The 21,917-nt window shown below is 72.8% G+C and carries 19 protein-coding genes and 2 pseudogenes; 12 read left to right on the forward strand and 9 right to left on the reverse strand.

Features of this window, described 5'->3' with window-relative positions; translation table 11 throughout:
* Positions 1 to 199: 199 nt before the first annotated feature.
* From ACSMXW_RS22785 to ACSMXW_RS22820, 8 genes are all read left to right on the forward strand, one after another.
* On the forward strand, positions 200 to 1,258 hold the full coding sequence (locus ACSMXW_RS22785; RefSeq protein WP_485798889.1) for a BMP family lipoprotein: 1,059 nt from the start codon (positions 200 to 202) through the stop codon (positions 1,256 to 1,258).
* A 298-nt stretch (positions 1,259 to 1,556) separates the two neighbouring features.
* Positions 1,557 to 3,248 carry an ABC transporter ATP-binding protein gene (locus tag ACSMXW_RS22790; RefSeq protein WP_485798891.1) on the forward strand — a complete coding sequence of 564 codons (1,692 nt, stop codon included), beginning with the start codon at positions 1,557 to 1,559 and terminating at the stop codon, positions 3,246 to 3,248.
* Positions 3,245 to 4,384: an ABC transporter permease gene (locus ACSMXW_RS22795; RefSeq protein ID WP_485798893.1), complete on the forward strand. Its 1,140-nt coding sequence runs from the start codon at positions 3,245 to 3,247 to the stop codon at positions 4,382 to 4,384. Before ACSMXW_RS22790 ends, ACSMXW_RS22795 begins: the two co-directional genes overlap by 4 nt.
* Positions 4,381 to 5,670 carry an ABC transporter permease gene (locus ACSMXW_RS22800; protein WP_485798894.1) on the forward strand — a complete coding sequence of 430 codons (1,290 nt, stop codon included), beginning with the start codon at positions 4,381 to 4,383 and terminating at the stop codon, positions 5,668 to 5,670. The genes ACSMXW_RS22795 and ACSMXW_RS22800 overlap by 4 nt, the downstream gene beginning before the upstream one ends.
* Entirely contained in the window at positions 5,667 to 6,119 is a 453-nt protein-coding gene (locus ACSMXW_RS22805; RefSeq protein WP_485798896.1) for a cytidine deaminase, read from the forward strand. Before ACSMXW_RS22800 ends, ACSMXW_RS22805 begins: the two co-directional genes overlap by 4 nt.
* Before the next feature lie 173 nt (positions 6,120 to 6,292).
* A complete protein-coding gene (locus ACSMXW_RS22810) occupies positions 6,293 to 7,591 on the forward strand; it encodes a thymidine phosphorylase (RefSeq protein WP_485798898.1) in 1,299 nt (432 codons plus the stop codon).
* A 96-nt stretch (positions 7,592 to 7,687) separates the two neighbouring features.
* Positions 7,688 to 8,284 (forward strand): Uma2 family endonuclease, encoded by a 597-nt coding sequence (locus tag ACSMXW_RS22815; protein WP_485798900.1) that lies wholly within the window; start codon positions 7,688 to 7,690, stop codon positions 8,282 to 8,284.
* Positions 8,285 to 8,324: 40 nt separating this feature from the next.
* Complete coding sequence (locus ACSMXW_RS22820) at positions 8,325 to 8,711, forward strand: STAS domain-containing protein (protein ID WP_485798901.1); 387 nt, start codon at positions 8,325 to 8,327, stop codon at positions 8,709 to 8,711.
* Here the strand turns inward: ACSMXW_RS22820 and ACSMXW_RS22825 are convergent.
* Positions 8,604 to 9,614 (reverse strand): sigma-70 family RNA polymerase sigma factor, encoded by a 1,011-nt coding sequence (locus ACSMXW_RS22825; RefSeq protein WP_485798903.1) that lies wholly within the window; start codon positions 9,612 to 9,614, stop codon positions 8,604 to 8,606. The two genes, ACSMXW_RS22820 and ACSMXW_RS22825, sit on opposite strands and share 108 nt — an antisense overlap.
* A 261-nt stretch (positions 9,615 to 9,875) precedes the next feature.
* Positions 9,876 to 11,216 carry an MFS transporter gene (locus ACSMXW_RS22830; protein WP_485808228.1) on the reverse strand — a complete coding sequence of 447 codons (1,341 nt, stop codon included), beginning with the start codon at positions 11,214 to 11,216 and terminating at the stop codon, positions 9,876 to 9,878.
* Positions 11,217 to 11,518: 302 nt separating this feature from the next.
* Here ACSMXW_RS22830 and ACSMXW_RS22835 point away from each other — a divergent pair, with 302 nt between their 5' ends.
* Positions 11,519 to 12,472, forward strand: a complete 954-nt coding sequence (locus ACSMXW_RS22835; RefSeq protein WP_485798905.1) for a LysR family transcriptional regulator — start codon at positions 11,519 to 11,521, stop codon at positions 12,470 to 12,472.
* Positions 12,473 to 12,718: 246 nt separating this feature from the next.
* Here the strand turns inward: ACSMXW_RS22835 and ACSMXW_RS22840 are convergent, their stop codons facing one another.
* Positions 12,719 to 13,492, reverse strand: coding sequence for a prolyl oligopeptidase family serine peptidase (locus tag ACSMXW_RS22840; protein ID WP_485798907.1), 774 nt, complete (start codon positions 13,490 to 13,492; stop codon positions 12,719 to 12,721).
* Positions 13,493 to 13,603: 111 nt separating this feature from the next.
* Here ACSMXW_RS22840 and ACSMXW_RS22845 point away from each other — a divergent pair, with 111 nt between their 5' ends.
* Together ACSMXW_RS22845 and ACSMXW_RS22850 are read left to right on the forward strand one after the other, a co-directional pair.
* Complete coding sequence (locus ACSMXW_RS22845) at positions 13,604 to 14,776, forward strand: adenosine deaminase (protein WP_485798908.1); 1,173 nt, start codon at positions 13,604 to 13,606, stop codon at positions 14,774 to 14,776.
* A gap of 146 nt (positions 14,777 to 14,922) precedes the next feature.
* Positions 14,923 to 15,219, forward strand: coding sequence for an ATP-binding protein (locus tag ACSMXW_RS22850; RefSeq protein ID WP_485798910.1), 297 nt, complete (start codon positions 14,923 to 14,925; stop codon positions 15,217 to 15,219).
* A 95-nt stretch (positions 15,220 to 15,314) separates the two neighbouring features.
* Here ACSMXW_RS22850 and ACSMXW_RS22855 read toward each other — a convergent pair whose 3' ends face one another.
* From ACSMXW_RS22855 to afsQ1, 5 genes and pseudogenes are all read right to left on the reverse strand, one after another.
* Entirely contained in the window at positions 15,315 to 15,515 is a 201-nt protein-coding gene (locus ACSMXW_RS22855; protein WP_485798912.1) for a PspC domain-containing protein, read from the reverse strand.
* A gap of 312 nt (positions 15,516 to 15,827) precedes the next feature.
* Positions 15,828 to 16,349 (reverse strand): annotated as a pseudogene (locus tag ACSMXW_RS22860) (VanZ family protein); the annotation flags it as partial.
* 232 nt (positions 16,350 to 16,581) lie between these two features.
* Entirely contained in the window at positions 16,582 to 17,214 is a 633-nt protein-coding gene (locus tag ACSMXW_RS22865; protein WP_485798914.1) for a hypothetical protein, read from the reverse strand.
* A gap of 260 nt (positions 17,215 to 17,474) precedes the next feature.
* Positions 17,475 to 19,154, reverse strand: a pseudogene (locus ACSMXW_RS22870) (ATP-binding protein); the annotation flags it as partial.
* A complete protein-coding gene (afsQ1, locus tag ACSMXW_RS22875) occupies positions 19,151 to 19,828 on the reverse strand; it encodes a two-component system response regulator AfsQ1 (protein ID WP_255955886.1) in 678 nt (225 codons plus the stop codon). The pseudogene ACSMXW_RS22870 and the gene afsQ1, both read right to left, overlap by 4 nt.
* A gap of 396 nt (positions 19,829 to 20,224) precedes the next feature.
* On the opposite strand from afsQ1, the gene ACSMXW_RS22880 reads away from it, so the two are divergent.
* Positions 20,225 to 20,953, forward strand: a complete 729-nt coding sequence (locus tag ACSMXW_RS22880; protein ID WP_485798916.1) for a SigE family RNA polymerase sigma factor — start codon at positions 20,225 to 20,227, stop codon at positions 20,951 to 20,953.
* A 292-nt stretch (positions 20,954 to 21,245) separates the two neighbouring features.
* Here ACSMXW_RS22880 and ACSMXW_RS22885 read toward each other — a convergent pair whose 3' ends face one another.
* Positions 21,246 to 21,878, reverse strand: a complete 633-nt coding sequence (locus tag ACSMXW_RS22885) for a uridine kinase family protein (RefSeq protein WP_485798917.1) — start codon at positions 21,876 to 21,878, stop codon at positions 21,246 to 21,248.
* Positions 21,879 to 21,917: the final 39 nt, after the last annotated feature.

The raw sequence follows: 21,917 nt of genomic DNA on the forward strand, positions 1-21,917 counted from the left end.
CCGGTGGCCGGAATTCGCTGTTTCTCGGCGGTAGTTCACCCGATGGTCCCCGGCCACTCGCCGACCGTTCCCGACAGGGTTCGCGTCGATCCGGTAACGGCTTCGCAAGACTGCCTTATCTGGCATCTACGCGCGTTACGATGCGGCGGGAAACCAGCGCCGTGAAGTGGCGCTTCAGGTCAGGTTGAAGGAGCCTTTCTTGCGCCGGGTAGCCAAGATCGCCGCTGCGTGTCTCGCGTCCGCAGCCCTCGCAGTTTCCGCCACCGCGTGTGGCAGTACGTCCTCCGAGAAGGAGTCCGGTTCCGACAAGGGCTCCGGCGGCAAGGGTGGCCTGAAGATAGGCATCGCCTTCGACGTCGGTGGCCGTGGTGACCGCTCCTTCAACGACTCCGCGGCCCGTGGCGGCGAGAAGGCGAAGAGTGAGTTCGGCGGGCAGATAAGGGAGCTGACCGCCAAGGACACCGACACCGAGGCCGACCGCGAGCAGCGCCTCACGGACATGGCCGACGCAGGCTACAACCCGATCATCGGCGTCGGCTACGCCTACGCCTCGTCGATGACCAAGGTGGCGAAGGAGTACCCGAAGACCACGTTCGGCATCGTGGACTCCGTGGTCGACGCCAAGAACGTCAACAGCATCGTCTTCACCGAGGAGCAGGGCTCCTACCTGGCCGGTGTCGCCGCGGCGCTGAAGACCAAGAAGGACCACGTCGGCTTCATCGGCGGTGTCGACGTCCCGCTGATCAAGAAGTTCGAGGCGGGCTTCGTGCAGGGTGTCAAGGACACCGACCCGAAGATCAAGGTCGAGCGGCAGTACCTCAGCCACGGCTCCGACACCTCCGGCTTCAGCAGTCCCGACAAGGGCAAGGAGGCCGCGCAGGGCATGCTCGACAAGGGCGCCGACGTGATCTACACCGCGGCGGGCAGCTCCGGCAACGGCGCGATCGAGGCCGTGCACGGCGTCAAGGGCGCCTGGGCGATCGGCGTGGACTCCGACCAGTACAACATCCCGGGTCTCGCCCAGTACAAGAGCTCGATCCTCACCTCGGTCGTCAAGAACGTCGACATCGGCGTCTACGACCTGATCAAGTCGGTGCACGACGGCAAGCCGCAGACCGGCACCAGCACCTACTCGCTCGCCAAGGACGGCGTCTCGCTCGCCACCAGCGGCGGCTTCATCAAGGACATCCAGCCCAAGCTGGACGCGGCCAAGAAGAAGATCGTCGACGGCGACATCAAGGTCAAGACCACCCCGTGAGGCAGGTTCCCGGCCGCCCGCGGCGGCCCGGCGCCGGCGACCGCGCCGGGGCCGGGACCCCGGGCCCGGGAGCCCCACCCACCTGGCCCGGCGCGGGGAGACGCTCGACGCCCCCGCGCCGGGCCATAACAATGTGCCAACGCCCCGTGATCCGCCCCCGCCCCGCGCGCTAGCGTCGCCGACGCCACTGCCTGCACGCCCGCCCGCCGAGAGCCCGCCGCCCCCGCCCGGACGAGCCGTCCCTCCTGCTGCCCCCTGTGATGGAGAGTGCGCCATCAACGCCTCAAGCCCTCCCGCCGTGGAACTCCGCGGGATCACCAAGCGCTTCCCGGGCGTCGTCGCCAACCGGGACATCGACATCACCGTCCACCGCGGCACCGTGCACGCCCTCTGCGGGGAGAACGGCGCCGGCAAGTCCACCCTGATGAAGATCCTCTACGGCATGCAGAAGCCGGACGAGGGCACCATCACGGTCGACGGCGAGCAGGCCTCGTTCCACACCCCCGCTGACGCCATCGCGCGCGGCATCGGCATGGTGCACCAGCACTTCATGCTCGCCGAGAACCTCACCGTCCTGGAGAACGTCGTCCTCGGCGCGGAGAAGCTGCACGGCATCGGTGCCCGGGCCCGCGCCCGGATCACCGAGATATCCGACGCCTACGGGCTCGGCGTGCGGCCCGGCGTGCTGGTCGAGGAGTTGGGCGTCGCCGACCGCCAGCGGGTGGAGATCCTCAAGGTCCTCTACCGCGGCGCGCGCACCCTGATCCTCGACGAGCCGACCGCCGTGCTCGTCCCGCAGGAGGTGGAGGCGCTCTTCGACAACCTGCGCGAGCTGAAGTCCGAGGGCCTCACCGTCATCTTCATCTCGCACAAGCTGGGCGAGGTGCTCTCCGTCGCCGACGAGATCACCGTCATCAGGCGCGGCACCACCGTCGGCACTGCGGATCCCAGGACCACCACGTCCAAGCAGCTCGCCGAGCTGATGGTGGGCAGCGAGCTGCCCTCGCCGCAGACCGAGGAGTCCACGGTCACAAACACCCCGATGCTCGACGTGGCGTCGCTGCGGCTGACGCAGACCGACCTGGACGGCGTCGAGCGGATCATCCTCGACGACATCTCGTTCACCATCCACCACGGCGAGGTGCTCGGCATCGCGGGCGTGGAGGGCAACGGACAGTCCGAGCTGGTCGAGGCCGTGATGGGCATCCGCGACCCCGACAGCGGGACCATCACCCTCGACGGGCGGGACATCTCCCACGCCCCGACCCGGCGCCGCCGCGAGGGCGGCGTCGGCTACATCCCCGAGGACCGCCACCGGCACGGCCTGCTGCTGGAGGCCCCGCTGTGGGAGAACCGGATCCTCGGCCACGTCACCGAGCGGCCCAACTCCCGCGGCGGACTGATCGACACCAAGGCGGCCCGCGCCGACACCGAGCGGATCATCGCCGACTACGATGTGCGCACCCCCGGCATCGAGGTGACGGCCGCGTCGCTGTCCGGCGGCAACCAGCAGAAGCTGATCGTCGGCCGCGAGATGAGCCACCGCCCCAAGCTGCTCATCGCCGCCCACCCCACCCGCGGTGTGGACGTCGGCGCCCAGGCGCAGATCTGGGACCAGATCCGCAGGGCCCGCCGCGAGGGCCTCGCGGTACTGCTGATCTCCGCGGACCTGGACGAGCTGATCGGCCTCTCCGACACGCTGCGCGTGATGTACCGGGGCAGGCTGGTCGCCGACGCCGACCCGGCCACCATCACCCCCGAGGAACTGGGCTCCGCGATGACCGGCGCGGCCTCCGGGCACCTGGAACACCCGGCCGAGGCCCCCGCGCCGGCCGCGGACGTGCCCGCCCAGCAGACCGGCGAGGCCGCCGGGACCGCGGCGCGGGCGGCCACCGGGACCACCGACGCCCCTGCGGACCCCGCCGCCACCGAGGCCCCCGCGGACGCCGCCACCGACGCCACCGAGGACGCCGAGGACGACCGCCGATGAAGAACCTGACCTCACGCATCGACAGGGAGCGGCTGTTCCTCGCCGTCGCGGCGCCGGTGCTGGCGATCGTCGCCGCGCTCGTCGTCACGACCCTGGTGATCCTCGCCACCGGCAAGGACCCGGTCGCCGCGTTCAACGACATGGTGACCTACGGCACCGCGAGCGACAGCCAGGTCTACATCCTCAACAAGGCAACGACGTACTACCTCGCGGGTGTCGCGGTGGCCGTCGGCTTCCGGATGAACCTGTTCAACATCGGCGTGGACGGGCAGTACCGGCTCGCCGCGTTCTTCGCGGCCGTGCTCGGCGGCGCGCTCAGCCTGCCGGGCATCGTCGCCGTGCCGCTGATCATCCTGTGCGCGATGGCGACCGGAGCGCTGTGGGCGGCCATCGCCGGCGTCCTCAAGGTGACCCGGGGCGTCAGCGAGGTGATCGCCACGATCATGCTCAACTCCATCGCCACCGCCGTCATCGCCTACCTCCTCCAGCCCGAGCAACTCGGCCAGCTCGACCAGGCGGGCACCCTCGTCTCCACCAAGCCGCTGCCCGCGTCCTCGTACTTCTTCAGCTTCGACACCGGGCCGGCCGGCGAGCTGTGGGGCTTCATCGTGATCGCCGCGCTGGTCGGCGTCGTCTACTGGTTCGTGCTGGGCCGCACCCGGTTCGGCTTCGACCTGCGCACCGTCGGCCGCTCCGAGACGGCCGCCGCGGCGAGTGGCGTCAGCGTGAAGAAGATGGTCGCCATCAGCATGATCATCTCCGGTGCGGTGGCCGGCCTGATCGGCATGCCGACGCTGCTCAACGACAGCCACCAGTTCAGCACCGACTTCCCCGCGGGCGTCGGCTTCACCGGCATCGCGATCGCGCTGCTGGGCCGCAACCACCCGGTCGGCATCGCGCTCGGCGCGCTGCTCTGGGGCTTCCTGGAGCGCACCACGAACCACCTGGAGTTCCAGGGCTACGACAAGGAGATCCTCGGCGTCATCCAGGGCGTCATCGTGCTCTGCGTGGTCATCGCCTACGAACTCGTCAGGCGCTACGGGCTCCGCCGCCAGCAGCAGCGCGTCGGCGCCGAGCTGGCCGCCGCCCAGGCCGCCACCGCCGTCCCCACCGAGAAGCAGGAGGTGGCGCGATGACCACCCAGACCACGGCGCCCGAGACGCCGCCGGCCGCGGCACCCGCGGCGGGGGGCCGGCGCGGCACCCGCTGGACCTTCTCCCGGGTCCTCCTCGTCGTCGGCGCCGCGCTCGTGCTGGTCTCCCTGGTGCGCATCGTCACCGGCTCCGACCAGCTCACCTCCGAGGGCCAGATAGGGGCCGCGCTCGGCCTCGCCGTGCCGATCGGCCTCGCGGGCCTGGCCGGCCTCTGGTCGGAACGGGCCGGCATCGTCAACATCGGCCTCGAAGGCATGATGATCCTCGGGTCCTTCGGCGCCGGCTGGCTCGGCTGGCAGACCAACCCCTGGCTCGGCCTGCTCTGCGGCATCGGCTTCGGGGTGCTCGGCGGCCTGGTGCACGCCGTCGCCACCATCACGTTCGGCGTCGACCACATCGTCTCCGGTGTGGCGATCAACCTCCTCGCGCTCGGCGCCACCCAGTACCTCGCCAAGCTCTCCTTCGCGACGGGCGAGGCCGCGGCCAAGGGCGGCAACCCCAAGCAGTCCCCGCCGTCCGGATCGCTCGGCGACATCACGGTGCCGGGCCTGTCCGACGCTCTGATGTCGCTGCAGAACCACCACTGGTTCCTCGTCTCCGACCTCGCCGGCGTCCTCGGCGGCCTGGTCACCGACCTCTCCGTGGTCACCGTCATCGCGGTGCTGCTGTTCGTCGGGAGCTGGCTGCTGCTGTGGCGCACCGCGTTCGGGCTCCGGCTGCGGTCCTGCGGCGAGAACCCGGTCGCCGCGGAGTCCCTCGGCGTGCACGTCTATTCGTACAAGTACGCCGCCGTCGCGATCTCCGGCGGCCTCGCCGGGCTCGGCGGCGCCTTCCTCGCGCTGGTCACCTCGCACATCTACCTGGAGGGCCAGACCGGGGGCCGCGGCTACATCGGCCTCGCCGCGATGATCTTCGGCAACTGGCGGCCCGGCGGGCTCGCCATGGGCGCGGGCCTGTTCGGCTTCGCCGACGCGCTCCAACTGCGCAACGGTGGCGAGACCGTGCACGCCCTGCTGCTCCTGCTCGTCGTGTTGCTGGCGCTGCTCGCGGGCTGGAAGCTGTATCGCAAGGCCCTGTGGCAGGGCGTGACCAGCGCGGTGGTCGCGGTACTCGTGCTGGTCTGGTACCTGCTGACGGACACGGTGCCCGGCGACTTCGTCGGCGCCACCCCGTACGTCGTCACCCTGCTGGTGCTGTCGCTCTCCGCGCAGCGCCTGCGGATGCCCAGGGCCGACGGCATGCGCTACCGGAAGGGACAGGGCACGTGACGCAGGGCGGCGGGCGGCGGACGGACGACGGCACGGACTCCGGCGGCTCCGCCCCGTACGCGGCCGACGCCGACTGGGCCGCCCTGCGCGCGGTGGCCCGGGACGCGATGTCCCGGGCCTACGCCCCCTACTCGGGCTTCCCGGTGGGCGCCGCGGCCCGGGTGGACGACGGCCGCACGGTCTCCGGCTGCAACGTCGAGAACGCCTCGTACGGGCTCGGGCTGTGCGCCGAGTGCGGCCTCGTCTCCGACCTGCTGCGCACCGGCGGCGGCACGCTCACCCACTTCACCTGCGTCGACCGCGACGGCGAGATCCTGATGCCGTGCGGCCGCTGCCGCCAGCTCCTCTACGAGTTCGGCGGCCCGACCCTCGTCCTGGAGACCCCCAAGGGCTTCAGCACGCTCGGCGAACTCCTCCCCGATGCCTTCGGCCCGGACCACCTGAGGTAGGCAGCAAGCCACGACGGACAGGCACCGGACCACCGGCAGGACACCCGGTCCCAGGGGCGCGGGGAACTGCGCAGAAGTCCACGACGAACCCGCAGCCGGACGACGAGCAGGACGCACCCACCAGGGGCCGCGGGGAACTGCGCAAAAAACACGACAAACAGGAGGCAGACGCGATGGACGCCATCTCGATCATCCGCGCGAAGCGCGACAAGCGCGCCCTCACCGACGCCCAGATCGACTGGATCATCGCCGCCTACACCGCCGGCACCGTCGCCGACGAACAGATGTCCGCCCTGGCCATGGCCATCCTCCTGAACGGCATGACCCGCAGGGAGGTCGCCCGCTGGACGGCGGCCATGATCGCCTCAGGCGAACGCCTGGACATCACCACCGCCCTCGCGGGAACGACGGCGACCCCCCGCCCCACCGCGGACAAGCACTCCACCGGCGGCGTCGGCGACAAGATCACCCTCCCCCTCGCCCCGCTCGTGGCCGCCTGCGGAGCCACCGTCCCGCAGCTCTCCGGCCGCGGCCTGGGCCACACCGGCGGCACCCTCGACAAGCTGGAGTCCATCCCGGGCTGGCGCGCCCGCCTGACCAACGCCGAGATGCTGGACGTCCTCCGCTCCGCCGGCTGCGTGGTCTGCGCGGCCGGTGACGGCCTCGCGCCCGCCGACCGCAAGCTGTACGCGCTGCGGGACGTCACCGGCACCGTGGAGTCGATCCCGCTGATCGCCTCGTCGATCATGTCGAAGAAGATCGCGGAGGGCACGGGCTCCCTGGTGCTCGACGTGAAGGTCGGCACGGGCGCGTTCATGAAGACCGTCGAGGACGCCCGCGAACTCGCCAGAACGATGGTCGGCCTCGGCACCGACCACGGGGTGCGGACGGTCGCCCTGCTCACCGACATGTCCACCCCGCTGGGGCTGACCGCGGGGAACGCCCTCGAAGTCCGCGAGTCCCTGGAGGTGCTGGCCGGCGGCGGCCCCGCGGACGTCGTCGAACTCACCCTCGCACTGGCCCGCGAGATGCTGGACGCGGCCGGCCTCGGGGACGCCGACCCCGCGAAGGCCCTGGCCGACGGCTCCGCGATGGACGCCTGGCGCCGCATGATCAGCGCGCAGGGCGGCGACCCGGACGCCCCGCTGCCCACCTCCCGCGCCCAGCACATCGTCACCGCGCCCGCCACCGGGGTGCTGACCCGGCTCGACGCGTACGACGTCGGCGTCGCCGCCTGGCGCCTGGGCGCGGGCCGGGCCCGCAAGGAGGACCCGGTCCAGGCCGCCGCGGGCATCGAACTCCACGCCAAGCCCGGCGACCAGGTCACCAAGGGCGCCCCCCTGCTGACCCTCCACACCGACACCCCCGACCGCTTCGACTACGCCACCGAGGCCCTCACCACGGCCTACGACATCGCACCCCTGGGCACGGAGGTGCCGAAGGCCCCGATCGTGCGGGAACGGATTGCCTGATCCTGCTATATGCCTTTCGGGTGAACGTGTTCAGTGGACCGGCTGTGCTGCCGTTCGGCATGCTGTAGTCGGTGACGCACTGATTGGAGAACCGCCTTGAGCGCACTCACTGTCGACCACTCGACGGCCCACGGTCACGAGTGGGAGGACCTGGTCCGTATCTGGGAGGAGACGGACGCACCCGAGGGCTGCACGGTGGAGATCATCGAGGGGATCGTCACCGTGACACCACCGCCGTCCAACGCCCACAATGACATCGCCGACTGCGTACAGCGCCGTCTTTACCAGGTGATTCCCGAGGATTGGGGCGTGTACCAGACGCAGGGCACCGCTCTGCCTTACAGGGACGGGCTTTACGTGCCGGATCTGCTCGTGGCGCCACGCACTGCGCTGCGCGCTGAAGGTGGCAATCACATCCCCGCCACCGCCGCCGAACTGGTAGTGGAGATCACCTCCAGGTCCAACGCCAGTACCGACCGCATCACCAAGGCCGCCGCCTACGCCTCCGCCGGCATCCCCCTGTACCTGCTCATCGACGCCTGGGCCCCGGGGGGCCCCACCGTCACGCTGTACGGGGAGCCCAAGGGCGACGTCTATCGCGTACTGACGGCAGGGAAGTTCGGCGACACGATCAAGCTCCCGGAGCCCTTCGGGCTCGACCTCGACACGAGCGTGTTCCCCGCGGACGCCTGAGAGTTGACGGCTCCTCGGGCCGAATCGGGGGCGGGAACCGATGAGGTCCGGGCCCCTGCCCGGTCTACCCGGTGTGGATGCCCTCGCCTCGGACCCGCTCGTCCTGCCCGCCCATGCCGGGCCGGAGGACCTGGCACGGCTCTGTGCCGTCGTGCGTGCCCGTGTGGCGGAGGCGGGTGGCGGGGTGGTCGTGTGTGATGCGGGGGCGCTCGGGGGGACCGGGCTGGGGGCCGTCGAGGTGCTGGCACGGCTGGAGCTGGCCGCGCGGCGCGCCGGGGGCCGGATCCGGATCCGGAACCCCGCCCCCGGGCTGGGTGGGCTACTGGCCCTCGTCGGCCTCCGCCTCGAGATGGAGCGGGAGCCCGAAGGCGGGGAACAGCCGTGCGGTGTCCAGGAACGAGGTGAGGCCGGTGATCCGCCCCCCTGACACCTCGACGACCTGCAACGCCCAGGCGTCGTGCCCGGACCCGCTCGCGCCCGGGCGGTACTGGCCGAAGGCCGGCGTGCCGTTCGCCACCGTGGGCAGCAGGCGGGAGTGCCGGCAGCCCGCGCCCTTGCCGAGCATCCACGCCTCGATCTCGCGCGGGCCCCGCAGCCAGAGGTCGTAGGGCGGCATGGACAGCACGGCGTCCTCGTGGAGCAGCGCGGTCAGCTGCTCCATGTCGTAGCCCTCGAAGGCCCGCACATAGCGCTCCAGGAGCCTCTGCTGCTCCTCGTCCATCGGTTTGAGGGGCTCGGTGTCCTTGACCCGGGCCGCGGCGAGGGTGGCGCGGGCGCGCTGCAGGGCGCTGTTCACCGACGCGACCGAGGTGTCCAGCAGCTCCGCGACCTCGCTGGCCCGCCAGGCCAGCACCTCCCGCAGGATCAGCACGGAGCGCTGCTTCGGCGGCAGGTGCTGCAGCGCCGCCACGAACGCCAGCCGCACCGACTCGCGGGCCACCGCCGCCTGGGCCGGGTCCGCGGCGGCGGGCAGCACCCGGCCGTCCGGCACGGGCTCCAGCCAGGTCGGCTCCGGGCGCTCCCTGAGCACCGCGGACGCGGCGGCCTGGGGCTCGGTCAGGTCCATGGGGCGGGCCCTTCGGTTCCCTGCGCTCAGATGGTCGAGGCAGACGTTGTTCGCGATGCGGTAGAGCCAGGAGCGCAGGGAGGAGCGGCCCTCGAAGCGGTCGTAGGCACGCCAGGCGCGCACCATGGTGTCCTGCACCGCGTCCTCCGCCTCGAAGGACGAGCCCAGCATGCGGTAGCAGTAGCCGGTCAGCTCCGTACGGTACTGCTCAAGGCGCCTGTCGAGGTCTGTCGCATCCGCCGTCGTCGCCGTCGTGTCGCTCATCGCCCACCCCTGTGACCTTTCGCGTGTGTGAGCCCGTGCTGCGCCGCGGGTCCGCGGTGCCCCTGACTCCCGTACTGCGGAAGCTACAGCAGCCCACTGACAACGGCCCTCGGCCTGCGACATACCCGTGCAAAGAGGTGCGAACGGGTTGTTCGTCCGCCCCTTGTCGTGCCCTTCGCCGGTCCGCCGTACCTGTGCGTTCCCCTTGTCCTTCGATGGTGACGCGGAAGGCGGGGATCGGGCGAGTCGCCGTACGCGCGGTCAGGAGCGGGCGGCGGAGGGTGAGCGGCGGGCGGCCCCGGCCCCCGTTCCGGCGGTTCCGCCGTCGGCCCCGTCCTCGGCCGCGGTCGCCGCCCGCCCCCGGCGCGCAGCCCTTGTGCCGCGCAGTGTGATCAGGACGACGCCGGCGACGGCCAGCAGCCCGAGCGCCACCATGCCGGGCCAGCCGGACGCCCGGAAGGCGACCGCGCCGAGGGCGCTGCCCGCGCTGGAGCCGATGTAGTACCCCGACTGGTACAGCGCGGAGGCCTGGGCGCGGCCGTGCTGCGCCGTCCTGCTGACCGCGGAGGACGCCACCGCATGGCCCGCGAAGAAGCCGGCCGTGATCAGGACCAGGCCCAGCAGGACCGGCACCAGCCCGTTCGCCAGCGACACCAGCAGACCGGCGGCGGTGGTGCCGGCGGCCAGGTAGAGCGCGCCGCGCCGGCCCAGCCGGTCCACCAGCCGCCCGGCCGTCGCCGAGGAGACCGTGCCGACGAGGTAGACCAGGAAGACGGACCCGATGATGCCCTGCGGGAGTGAGAACGGCGCGGCACTCAGGCGGTACCCGATAACGGTGTACGAGCCGCCGAAGACCATCATGAACAGCGCGCCGATGGCGTACAGCCGCCGCAGCAGCGGGTTCGCCAGGTGGTCGCGCACGGCACGCACCAGCGCCCCCGCGCCGCCGGCCGCCTCCCGACCGCTCGCGCGATCCCCCGCAGCCCCGCTCGCGCGATCCCCCGCAGCCCCGCTCGCGCGATCCCCCGCAGCCCCGCTCGCGGCAGCCCCGGCCCCGCGCCCTCGCCGCGGCGCGGGCAGCAGCGCACGGAACAGCACCGCGCACACCACCGCGATCAGCCCGATCGCGCCGACCGCCCACCGCCAGCCGACCGCCTGGGCGATCCAGCCCGAGATGATGCGGCCGCTCATGCCGCCGATGCTGTTGCCCGCGACGAACAGCCCGACCGCGGCGACCAGCGCCTGCGGCCTGACCTCCTCGGCGAGGTACGCCATCGCGGACGCCGGGAGCCCCGCCAGCGCCGCGCCCTGGGCGCCCCGCAGCGCGACCAGCGCCCCGACCGACGGCGCGAGAGGCACCAGCAGCCCCAGCGCCACCGCGACGGCCAGCGAGCCGGTCATCACCGCCCGCCGGCCCCACCGTTCCGACAGCGCGCTCAGCGGCAGCACGCTCAGCGCCAGCCCGCCGGTCGCCGCCGAGACCGTCCAGCTCGCCGCGCTCGCACTGGCCCCGAAGTCGGCGGAGACCACCGGCAGCAGCGCCTGCGTGGAGTAGAGGAGCGCGAACGTCGCGACACCCGCCAGGAACAGCGCCACGCTCATCCTGCGGTAGCCGGGCCCGCCGGGCGCGAGCCGGTCGTCACCGTCCGCCGCGCCGGAGTCGGAACCCGGGCCGGAGCCGGGGCCGGAGTCGGGGCCGGAGTCGGGGCCAGGGCCGGAGTCGGAACCGGTGCCGGGCTCGGGGGCGGGTCCGGGTCCGGGTTCGCGGTGGTCGCCGGCGGGTTCCCGGCCGTCGGAAGCGGAGGCGCCGGCGGCCGGCGCACCGGAATCATCAGCAGGCATGCCTCGAACGTACGACCGCCCGGTTGATGCGTCCAATGCATGAAACTGCTTCAATCGATCCTATGACGCATGAGGCGAGGTCATCCGTGCGGAATTCCTCCACAGGTGATCCGGAAGATATCGTGAGCCTGCTGGCGCCCCGGCTGGCGCAGTTCGCGGGGGTGGCACGCAGGGAGCACGTCACGCGTGCCGCGCAGGAGATGCAGGTCCCGCAGTCCACGCTCTCCCGCGCCCTCGCGCGCCTCGAACGGGACCTGGGCGTCGACCTGTTCGCCCGGCGCGGCCGTGCGCTCTCGCTCACCCCGGCGGGACGCACCTTCCTGGCGTCCGTGGAGCGTGCGCTCGGGGAGGTGGAGCGCGCAGCGGAGGCGGTACGCGCCGACGCCGACCCGGCCACGGGCAAGGTCGCCTTCGGTTTCCTGCACACCATGGGCTCCGAGACCGTCCCCGGCCTGATCCGCGCCTTCCGCGCGGACCACCCGGGCATCCGCTTCAGCCTGGTGCAGAACTACGGCGAGGCCATGCTGGAGCGGCTGCGCGCCGGCGAGCTCGACCTCTGCCTCACCTCGCCGGTGCCGACCGCCCCCGGCCTCGTCGCCCGCCGGCTCGACGAGCAGCGGCTGCACCTGGTGGTGCCCGACGACCACCGGCTCGCCGGCCGCCGGCGGGTCAGGCTCGCCGAGGCCGCGGACGAGGCCTTCGTGACGCTGGAGCCCGGCTACGGGATGCGGCGCATCGCGGACGACCTGTGCCGGGCGGCGGGGTTCCGGCCCCGGATCGCGTTCGAGGGGGAGGAGACCGAGACGTTGCGCGGCCTGGTCGCGGCCGGGCTCGGCGTCGCACTGCTGCCGCCGCCCCCGGTGCCCCGCCCCGGCGTGGTCGAACTGACCGTCACCGCCCCGCGCGCGGCCCGCGAGATCGGCGTGGCCTGGCTGGAGGGCCGTGAGGACACGCCCCCGGTGGCCGCCTTCAAGCGCTTCCTGCTGTCTCGCAGGGACCGTCTGCTGCCCCGCTGAGGGGCCGTCCGGCCTGCAACCCGCCCGTCGCAGCGGGCTTTCGATCGGGAGCTCTCGCCCCACCCGGCCTCGGGGCCCCTTGACCCACCCCGTCTCAGGGGCCCTCGGCGCACGACCTCGACAGCCCCTCGCCCCACCCGGCCTCGACAGCCCCTCGCCCCACCCGGCCTCAGCGGACTCCCGACTCACCCGGCCTCAGCGGACTCCCGGTCCGCCCCGCCAAGCGGACTCCCGGCCCGCCCCGCCTCAGCGGGCCCGGGCCGCCCGCCGGGGCGACCCGCGGAACCCCGACGCCAGCGGCATCCGCAGCCCGAGGGGCGGTGGCGCCGCGAGCGCGTCCTGCACCGGGCGCGAGAACGGGTGCCCGAAGAGTGCGCCCAGCACGAAGTCCGTGGCCAGCGCGGTGACTTCGGAACGGTACTGGCGCAGCCCGTGCCCGTCGGAGTGCACCTCGAAGCGGCACACGTCCCGATTGGCCTTCTTCGCGCGTGCGGCCAGCCGGAACGACAGCTCGGGGTCCGTCCGTTCGTCGTTGGTGCCGTGCACGATCAGCACATGCCGCCCGGCGAGCTGCTTGACCGGCTCGGGCGAGGCGGCGACGTCGTCCTCGGGCAGCCAAGGGGCCAGTGCCACCATCGAGTTGACGGCATCGTGCCCGCCCGCGTGCAGCGCGGCCCGCCCGCCCATGCCGGTGCCCACCAGGCAGACGGGCACGTCCCCGTAGCGCCGCACGGCCTCGTCGGCGGCCCAGGAGGCGTCGTGGGCGAGCTGGGCCTGGGCGCCGTTCCAGCCCCGGTAGCGGTAGTGCACGACGTGCGCGGCCAGGCCGTCGGGGCGGCCGGCGTGGACGAGGGCGCGCCCCAGGGCGCGCAGGGATGCCGTGGTCAGCGGCGCGGGCCGGCGTGCGGAGACCTCGGTGCCGCGCGGCAGCAGCAGTACCACGCCTCCCACCCTCGTCGGCTCGGAGCCGACCGCCCTCCCCAGCCTGGCCGCGCGCACCGGCGTCGCTTGCTGTGCCATGGCAGAACAGTGTCAGAAGCGGTGGCGTACGCCACCCGTCCGCGCGATCACTGTTACGTATCGACCCGGTGCGGGGGCTTGTCTACGCGCGTAGGAGATAGAGTGCGAAAGATGACCAGCAAGCCCATCCAGAACCATGCCATCCCCACCGCTCCCACCGCGCACGAGATCCGCCGCGCCCCCAAGGTGCTGCTCCACGACCACCTGGACGGCGGGCTGCGCCCGGGCACCGTCGTGGAGCTCGCCGACGCCGCCGGATACCGGGGCCTGCCGGAGACGGACGCCGGCAGGCTCGGCGAGTGGTTCCGGGCCGCCGCCGACTCCGGGTCCCTGGAGCGGTACCTGGAGACGTTCTCGCACACCGTCGGCGTGATGCAGTCCGCCGACGCGCTGGCCCGGGTGGCCGCCGAGTGCGCCGAGGACCTGGCCGAGGACGGGGTGGTCTACGCGGAGGTGCGGTACGCCCCCGAGCAGCACCTGGAGGCGGGCCTCGCCCTGAGCGAGGTCGTCGAGGCGGTCAACGCGGGCTTCCGCGAGGGCGAGCGGCGCGCCCGCGAGCGGGGCCTGCGCATCCGGGTCGGCGCGCTGCTGACCGCGATGCGGCACGCGGCCCGCGCCCTGGAGATCGCCGAGCTTGCCAACCACTACCGGGACGCGGGCGTGGTCGGCTTCGACATCGCCGGCGCGGAGGCGGGCTACCCGCCCACCCGCCACCTCGACGCGTTCGAGTACCTCAAGCGGGAGAACAACCACTTCACCATCCACGCCGGCGAGGCCTTCGGCCTGCCGTCCATCTGGCAGGCGCTCCAGTGGTGCGGCGCGGACCGGCTCGGGCACGGGGTGCGCATCATCGACGACATCGAGACCGGCGACGACGGCCGGGTGCGGCTCGGCCGTCTGGCCTCCTACGTCCGCGACAAGCGGATCCCGCTGGAGATGTGCCCGACGTCCAACATCCAGACCGGCGCCGCCGCCTCCTACGCCGAGCACCCCATCGGGCTGCTCCGCAAGCTGCACTTCCGGGTCACCGTCAACACCGACAACCGGCTGATGGGCGGCACCAGCGTCAGCCGTGAGTTCGAGCACCTGGTCGAGACCTTCGGATACACGCTCGACGACCTGCAGTGGTTCACCGTCAATGCCATGAAGTCGGCGTTCATTCCTTTCGATGAACGACTGGCCATGATCAATGACGTCATCAAGCCGGGGTTCGCCGAGCTGAAGTCCGACTGGCTGTTCCGTGACGCGGCCGCCACCAGCGCCACCGCGGGGTCCCGCGGCTGATCCCGCGCCGTCCGTCCGGCCGCCCCGACGGGCACCCGCCGAGCAGAAGAAACGGAAATAAGCGGTTGTTCCGGTGATTGCGGACTTGGGTGGGTCCGGATACGTTCGGGGACCGCTCAAGCCCCTGTCGAAGGACGCACGTGACCATGAAGCAGTCCACCGTCAAGACTCTCGGTGCCGCCGCGCTCGGCGCCGTCTTCGCCGCCGCGGGAACGGGCGCGGCCCAGGCGGCCGTGCCGGACCCGGCCGCCGCACTGGGCATGGCGACCCAGCAGCTGCCGAGTGCGCCGAACTCCCTCGGGACCACCCTCAACCCGACCGTCCAGTCCGCGCAGAAGGTCGTCGGCGGCACCGGGCCGGTCCGCCAGGCCCGCCAGCTGCTCGGCGGCCTGCCGACCGACCGGGTGCACACCCTGACGCCTGCGGGCGCCCTGCCGCTCTGACCGGCACGGCGCGCGCGTCGGCGCACCGCGCCCCACGGGACGGGGTGCCCGGTGCCGTCCTCACGGGACGGCGCCTGGCACCCCGTCCGCGCGGCTCACCAGGCCTGGCGGACGTGCTTCTCGCCGGGCAGCAGGATCCACAGCGCGAGGTAGAGCAGGAACTGCGGTCCCGGCAGCAGGCAGGAGACCAGGAAGAGGATGCGCATGGTGCGCGCGGAGGTGCCGAAGCGCTGGGCCAGCGCCGCGCACACCCCGCCGATCATCCGTCCGTGGGTGGGGCGGGCCAGGGAGGTCATCAGGTACTCCTTCGCGGAAGTCGTGCGCTTGAGGCGGCCCCGTACGGCCGGCCTCTCCGACTTCCACGCTAGGGCCGCGGGGCCCGTCGTGCCGTCGCTCTACGGGGCTATCCGAACCCTCGGAATCGTCGGGGTCGGCCCCTGAGAGGCGTCCTCGGGGCGACCCTCGGCGGGGCGACTCCCGGTGGGGCCGCCCTCGGCGGTATCACTCTCGGTAAGGCCACTCTCGGTAAGGCTGCTCTCGGTGAAGCCACTCTCGGTAAAGCCGCTCCCGGTGCGGCCGCCGGAGATCCTCCAGGAGGTCTCCTCAGGACGGCCGGGGGCCTCCTCGTGAAGCTCGTGGCGGCCGGGCCGCGGCGCCGCGAGGCCCGCCCTGCGGCGCAGCCTGGCCCTGGCGGCGGGCACCACGGCGAGGTGCACCAGGGCCACGCCGAGCGGATTGAGCAGCAGCGCGTCGACATCGGCGACCTGGCCGGGCACCCCGGTGCGGAGCAGCTCGATGCCGAGCGAGAGCAGCGTGGCCGCGGCGACCGTACGGACCAGCGAGCCGAGCGGCGAGACCGCCAGCCGGCCGCCGGTCAGCGGTAGCAGCACCCCCAGCGGGGCGAGCAGCAGCAGGCCCCCGCCGATCCGCCGGGTGGCCACGCGGGGGCCGAGCGCCAGGTCCGCCTTGATCCCGGCGAGCAGGTGCAGATTGGCGGGGCTCACCCAGGGCACGTCCAGCGGCCGCAGCGTGATCCAGGCGACGACCAGGAGATGCGCGGCGAGGAGGATGGCTCCTGCCGCACGGTAGCGGGTCGGTGTGGTGACGCCGCGGGACGGTTGACGCTGCACGTAGCGGAGGACGCGGCGAGGGGTACCGACGGTTCCGCACCCGCCCCCACCCCCTTGCAGGGCGCGCCCGGGAAGGGGCGCGGGGAACTGCGCGACCAGCCATCCACCGCCCGGTGGTCCGGGGACGGCAGAGACAGCCCCCTTGGGACGGTGGCGGTCTTCGGCTTCGCTGTGGTTGCGCGCGCGATTCCCCGCGCCCCTTCCGGGGCGCAGCACCACAAGGGTGCGAGCGTCAGCGCTCGCTCACCGGCGCCGTCGGCGGAGCCGTGGTGCCGGGGCGGGAGCGGACCTCCGGTGTGCACGTGTACCGCTTGGGGGGAGCCCCGTCGGGACCGCCGAGGACGACGGAGCCGTCGTCCGCCGCCGCGGCGGAGTTCGCCAGCGTGCAGACGATCTGCGCCAGCGCGTACGAGGTCAGCTCATCCGGCGGCGTACCGAGCCGCAGCGTCGCGTCCGGATCCCCCTTGCGCCCGCCGCCGACGGTCGTGCCGGCCTGGACGTCCGTGGTGTAGCCGGCCTGCCGCTCCGGGGTCGGCGGGCGCTTCCGCAGCTCGCCGAGGAGCGTCTGCGCCACCCGCACCCGGTCGTCGGCGAGGCCGGCCGGTATCCGCACGCTGCGGTCCACCGTGACCAGCTGGGAGCTGCACACCAGGAAGACCTGGACCGGGATGCCCCGCGCCGTGCCCGCCGTCACGCTCCGCCCCGACACCGCGCAGGGCGCCCGGGACGGTGCGGGACCGAAGTCCGTCGGCACCTCCGTGGCCCGGATGCCGCAGCCGGTCAGCAGCGCGAGCAGTGCCGCGATGCCCGCCACGGCCCGGCCGCCTGTGCGGCCGGCTCTCCGGCCGGTGCGGACCGCCCTCATCGCCTGCCCCCTTCGGTGTCCGCCTGCGTCCCGGTGTCCGCCTGCGTCCCGGTGCCGGCCTGCGTCCCGGTGTCCGCCCGTGCCGGGTCGCTGTCCGCCCGTGCCGCGTCGCGCGCACCGGCCTCCTGGTCCGCGCGGCCGGCGCCGGAACCGCCCCGCGCGCCCTCGGCGCCGCCCTCCGGGTCCTCCGGCCGGCCCGTCCCGTCTGTCTGATCTGCCTTATGCGTGTTGCCTGTCTTGTCCGTCTTGACCGTGGTGTCCGGCGGGACCGTGTACCGGGGCAGGCGCAGGGTGAAGACGGCGCCGCCCTCGGGTGCGTTGCCCGCGGTGATCTCGCCGCCGTGGATGTGGGCGTTCTCCAGGGCGATGGACAGGCCGAGCCCGCTGCCGTCCGAGCGCGGCCGGGAGGCGCTGGCCTTGTAGAACCGGTCGAAGACATGCGGCAGGACCTCTTCCGGGATGCCCGGACCGTGGTCCCGCACCGCGATGACGACGTCCTCCGCGCTGCGCGCGTGCCCCGTGCCGCCCTCGCCCGCGCCGCCGGTGCCGCGGGAGATCGCGGCGTCCCGCTGCTCGCCGCCGTACGGCCGCCCGTCGCCGGCGCGCTCTCCGGCGGGGCGCCGCTCGGTGCGCACCGCGATCCGCACCGGGGATCCGCCGTGCTTCAGGGCGTTGCCGATCAGGTTGGCGAGGATCACATCGAGGCGGCGCGGGTCGAGCCGGGCCACGATGCCGCGCTCCGCGTCGAGATCGACGGCGTCCAGCCAGGCGCGGGCGTCGATGCAGGCGGTGATCTGGTCGGCGACGTCGACGTCGTCCAGCACCAGGCGGGCGGTGCCCGCGTCGAAGCGGGTGACCTCCATCAGGTTCTCCACCAGGTCGTTCAGCCGCCGGGTCTCGCTGACGACCAGCCGGACCGCGGGCTCGATCATCGGGTCGATGCCGCCGCTCTCGGCGTCCAGCTCCTCCTCGAGCACCTCCGTGACGGCGGTGATCGCGGTCAGCGGGGTGCGCAGCTCGTGGGACATGTCGGCGACGAAGCGGCGCGAGGCCTCGTCGCGCGCGCTCATGTCGGCGACCCGCTTCTCCAGGGCCTCCGCGGTGCGGTTGAACGTCCGCGACAGCTCCGCGAGCTCGTCGGTGCCGGACACCCGCAGCCGGGTGTCGAGCTTGCCCTCGCCGAGGCGGCGCGCGGCGACCCCGAGCCGGTGCACGGGCTTGAGCACGGTCGTCGCGGCGGCCTGGGCGAGCAGCGCGGCGACGACCAGCGCCAGGGCGGTGGCGATCCCCAGCGACCAGGCCAGCGAGTCGAGGTCCTTGGCCTCCGGCTCCAGGGACTTGAACACGTACCCGGTGGGCCCGCCGCCGATCACCTTCGCACCGCCCACCAGGTACGGGGTGTCGTGCACCACGATCCGCTGCCAGTACATGTGGTACGGGTACTTGTTGTGCGAGCCGACGGCCTGCTGCTCGTTCACGGCCTTGCGCAGTGCCGCCGGCACGTCCCGGAGTGTGAAGCCGTCCAGGTCGGAGTCGCCCACGATCTGCCTGCCGTGCTCGTCCTGGGCGACCAGCAGCACGCTGAAGTGCTGGCTGCTGTCGGCCATGACGCCGGCGGTGTGCTGGAGCTCGTCCTGCGTGGGGCCCGGCCGCAGGACGGCGGCGCGGGTCTGCATCTCCTGCTGGAAGTCGCCCAGCGCGGCGTCCTGCGTGCGGGTCAGTACCGCCTCGCGGTTGAGCCAGTACGCGATGCCGGAGGCCGACACCGCGGCGGTGAGCGCCACCAGGCCGAAGACGACGACGAGCCGCAGCCGCAGGCTGCCGCTGCGGCGCCGGCTGCGCCGGGTGCGGCGTGCCTTCCGCCGTGCGCCGTCCGGCCCCTCGGGGGCGTCCTGCCCGGTGTCCTCGGCGGCCCGGGCCCGGTCCTGCAGATCGGTCACTGAGGAGTGTCCAGCCGGTAGCCGACCCCCCGCACCGTGCGGATCAGGGTGGGCGAGGACGGCACGTCCTCCACCTTCGCGCGCAGCCGCTGCACACACGCGTCGACCAGGCGCGAGTCGCCCAGGTAGTCGTGCTCCCACACCAGCCGCAGCAACTGCTGCCGGGACAGCGCCTGCCCGGGCCGGCGGCTGAGCTCCAGCAGCAGGCGCAGCTCGGTCGGGGTGAGCTGGAGGTCCTCGCCGTTCTTGGTGACCGTCATGGCGGCGCGGTCGATGACCAGGTTCCCGAACGTCGCCGAGTCGTTCGCCTCCCGCTCGCCGCGCCGCAGCACCGCCCGGATCCGGGCGTCGAGCACCCTGCCCTGGACGGGCTTGACGACGTAGTCGTCGGCGCCCGACTCGAGGCCCACGACGACGTCGATGTCGTCGCTGCGCGCGGTGAGCAGGATGATCGGGAGCTGGTCGGTACGCCGGATGCGACGGCACACCTCGAACCCGTCGATTCCGGGCAGCATCACATCCAGCACGATCAGATCCGGCCGTTGCTCGCGCAGCAGCTTCAGACCGTCCTCGCCGGTGGCAGCGGTGGCCACACGGTGCCCCTGGCGCGTCAGCGACAGCTCCAGGGCCGTGCGGATGGCGTCGTCATCCTCGATCAGCAACAGGGAAGGCACAGACGTCATTCTGACCTATGGGGCCGCGGGGTTTCGACCGTTGGGCCACTCCCACCCAGGACCCACCCATGACTCACCCATGACGGGCCTCTGACCTGCGAGGACGCAATCCCCGGAGGTCCTCGCGGCGATCGGGGGACGGGGCCGGGCCCACCCTGGCACGCCCCATTCGCGATGCTTCCTCTAGTTAGTTAGTAAAGAAGGTATATGTTCACCTATTTACTTTCCTTCCCTTCTCTTGGTCTTCGGGGTCACTATCGGTTGCGTTCCGGAGACGGTGGCTCCCACCCCCGCCTGTGACAGGCCTGTGACAGTCGGCGGACACCGCCATGAAGTCGCGGCGGCAGTCTTTTGGACATCGCAAGAGACCGGAACTCCACCGACGGGGGGCGCGAGATGAACACGCTGCACAGCACCGCGACGAGCGCGGTTGTCACGCGTCTGCACGATGCCGTGCAGAGGAGCGCCGGAAAACACGAGAAGCCCGGCGGCGGACGGGGGTGCGCCCGCGGCATCGGGCGTCAGCACACCGGTTGTATGACGGTGGTCGACGCGTACGGGGAGGAGCGGCGGGAGCGGAGCACCGGACAGGAGGCCCCGGACGCCGAAGCGGCGTTCACCGCCTACGTCCAGGAGCGCCGCGCCTCCCTGTACGCCACCGCCTACCACCTGACCGGAGACCGCTTCGAGGCGGAGGACCTGCTGCAGAGCGCCCTCTTCTCGACGTACAGGGCCTGGGACAGGATCAGCGACAAGGCCGCCGTCGGCGGCTACCTCCGCCGCACCATGACCAACCTGCACATCAGCGCGTGGCGGCGGCGCAAGCTCAACGAGTACCCGACCGAGGAACTGCCCGAGACCGCGGGCGACACCGACGCGATGCGCGGCACGGAACTCCGTGCGGTGCTGTGGCAGGCGCTGGCGCGGCTGCCCGAACTCCAGCGCACCATGCTGGTCCTGCGCTACTACGAGGGCCGCACGGACCCGGAGATCGCGGACATCCTCGGCATCAGCGTGGGCACGGTGAAGTCCAGCATCTGGCGCTCGCTGCGCCGGCTGCGCGACGACGAGGTGCTGAGCCTCGGCCGTGACCAGGAGGAGTCCTTCGGCGAACTGGTCGCCTGAAGGCCCGGCCTGAGGGCCGGACGACGGGGGAGGAAAGACGGGGGACCGCCGGTCCGGGGGGAGCGGTGGCACCTCGCGGGGGGATCCCCGGGGTTCGGGGGAGCCACGGGGAGACCCGGGGGGAAGTAACAACCGGGGGAAGCGCGGGACCGGAGGGCCGGGGGGTCCGTCCGGTCCCGCGTGCTGTCCCGGGCCGCCCCCGTGACAGGCGGAGTCGGGCCGGTGTTGAACGGTCCGAGTCGGGCGGGCGGTCGAACTCGGCCGGCTCGGGCCGGTGGTCTGACGGGCCGGCTCAGGCCGACGCCGTCCGCACCTCGCCGTCCGCCGCCGCGGCCGTCACCCGCGCCATGGCCTCCTCGCCGTCGCACGGATGGGCGCCCAGGGCCGTCTGACGGGCCACGATGGAGCGCTCCGCGCGCATCAGCCGCCACCCCCTGCGCAGCAGGAAGGCCGTGGACTTCCGGCCCTCCCGCAGGTCCCGCAGCAGCCGGCGCCGGAACGTCGTCGACGGCCGGCCCCGCAGGCAGAGCGCGTCCGCGAGCACCCCGAGCGTCCGGCACTCGGCCAGGATGTCCGCGGCGAAGACGCCCTCCGCGACGAACAGCCGGGCGCCCTCCAGGTCCAGCGTCTCCCCGCCCACCCGGGCGCTGCTCGCGATGTCGTACACCGGCACCCGGGTGCGCCCGGTGCGGCACAGCTCGTCGATCGCGGCGACGGCCGCCGCCGCGTCCCAGGACGCGGGCGAGTCCCAGTCGATGTCCGACGAGCCCGGCACCAGCGGCAGCGTCGGATCGTCCCCCTCCTTGTAGAAGTCGTCCAGGCAGAGCACGGGCAGGCCGCTGCGCGCGGCGAACGACGACTTTCCTGAGCCCGAGGGACCGCACAGCAGCACGACCCGGGCCGGTATGGGGGAATACGAGGTCACGAGAGTCCAGTGTGCGTCATCGGGGCCGCCAGGCCGACC

The sequence above is a fragment of the Streptomyces sp. DSM 116793 genome, assembly GCF_057320905.1.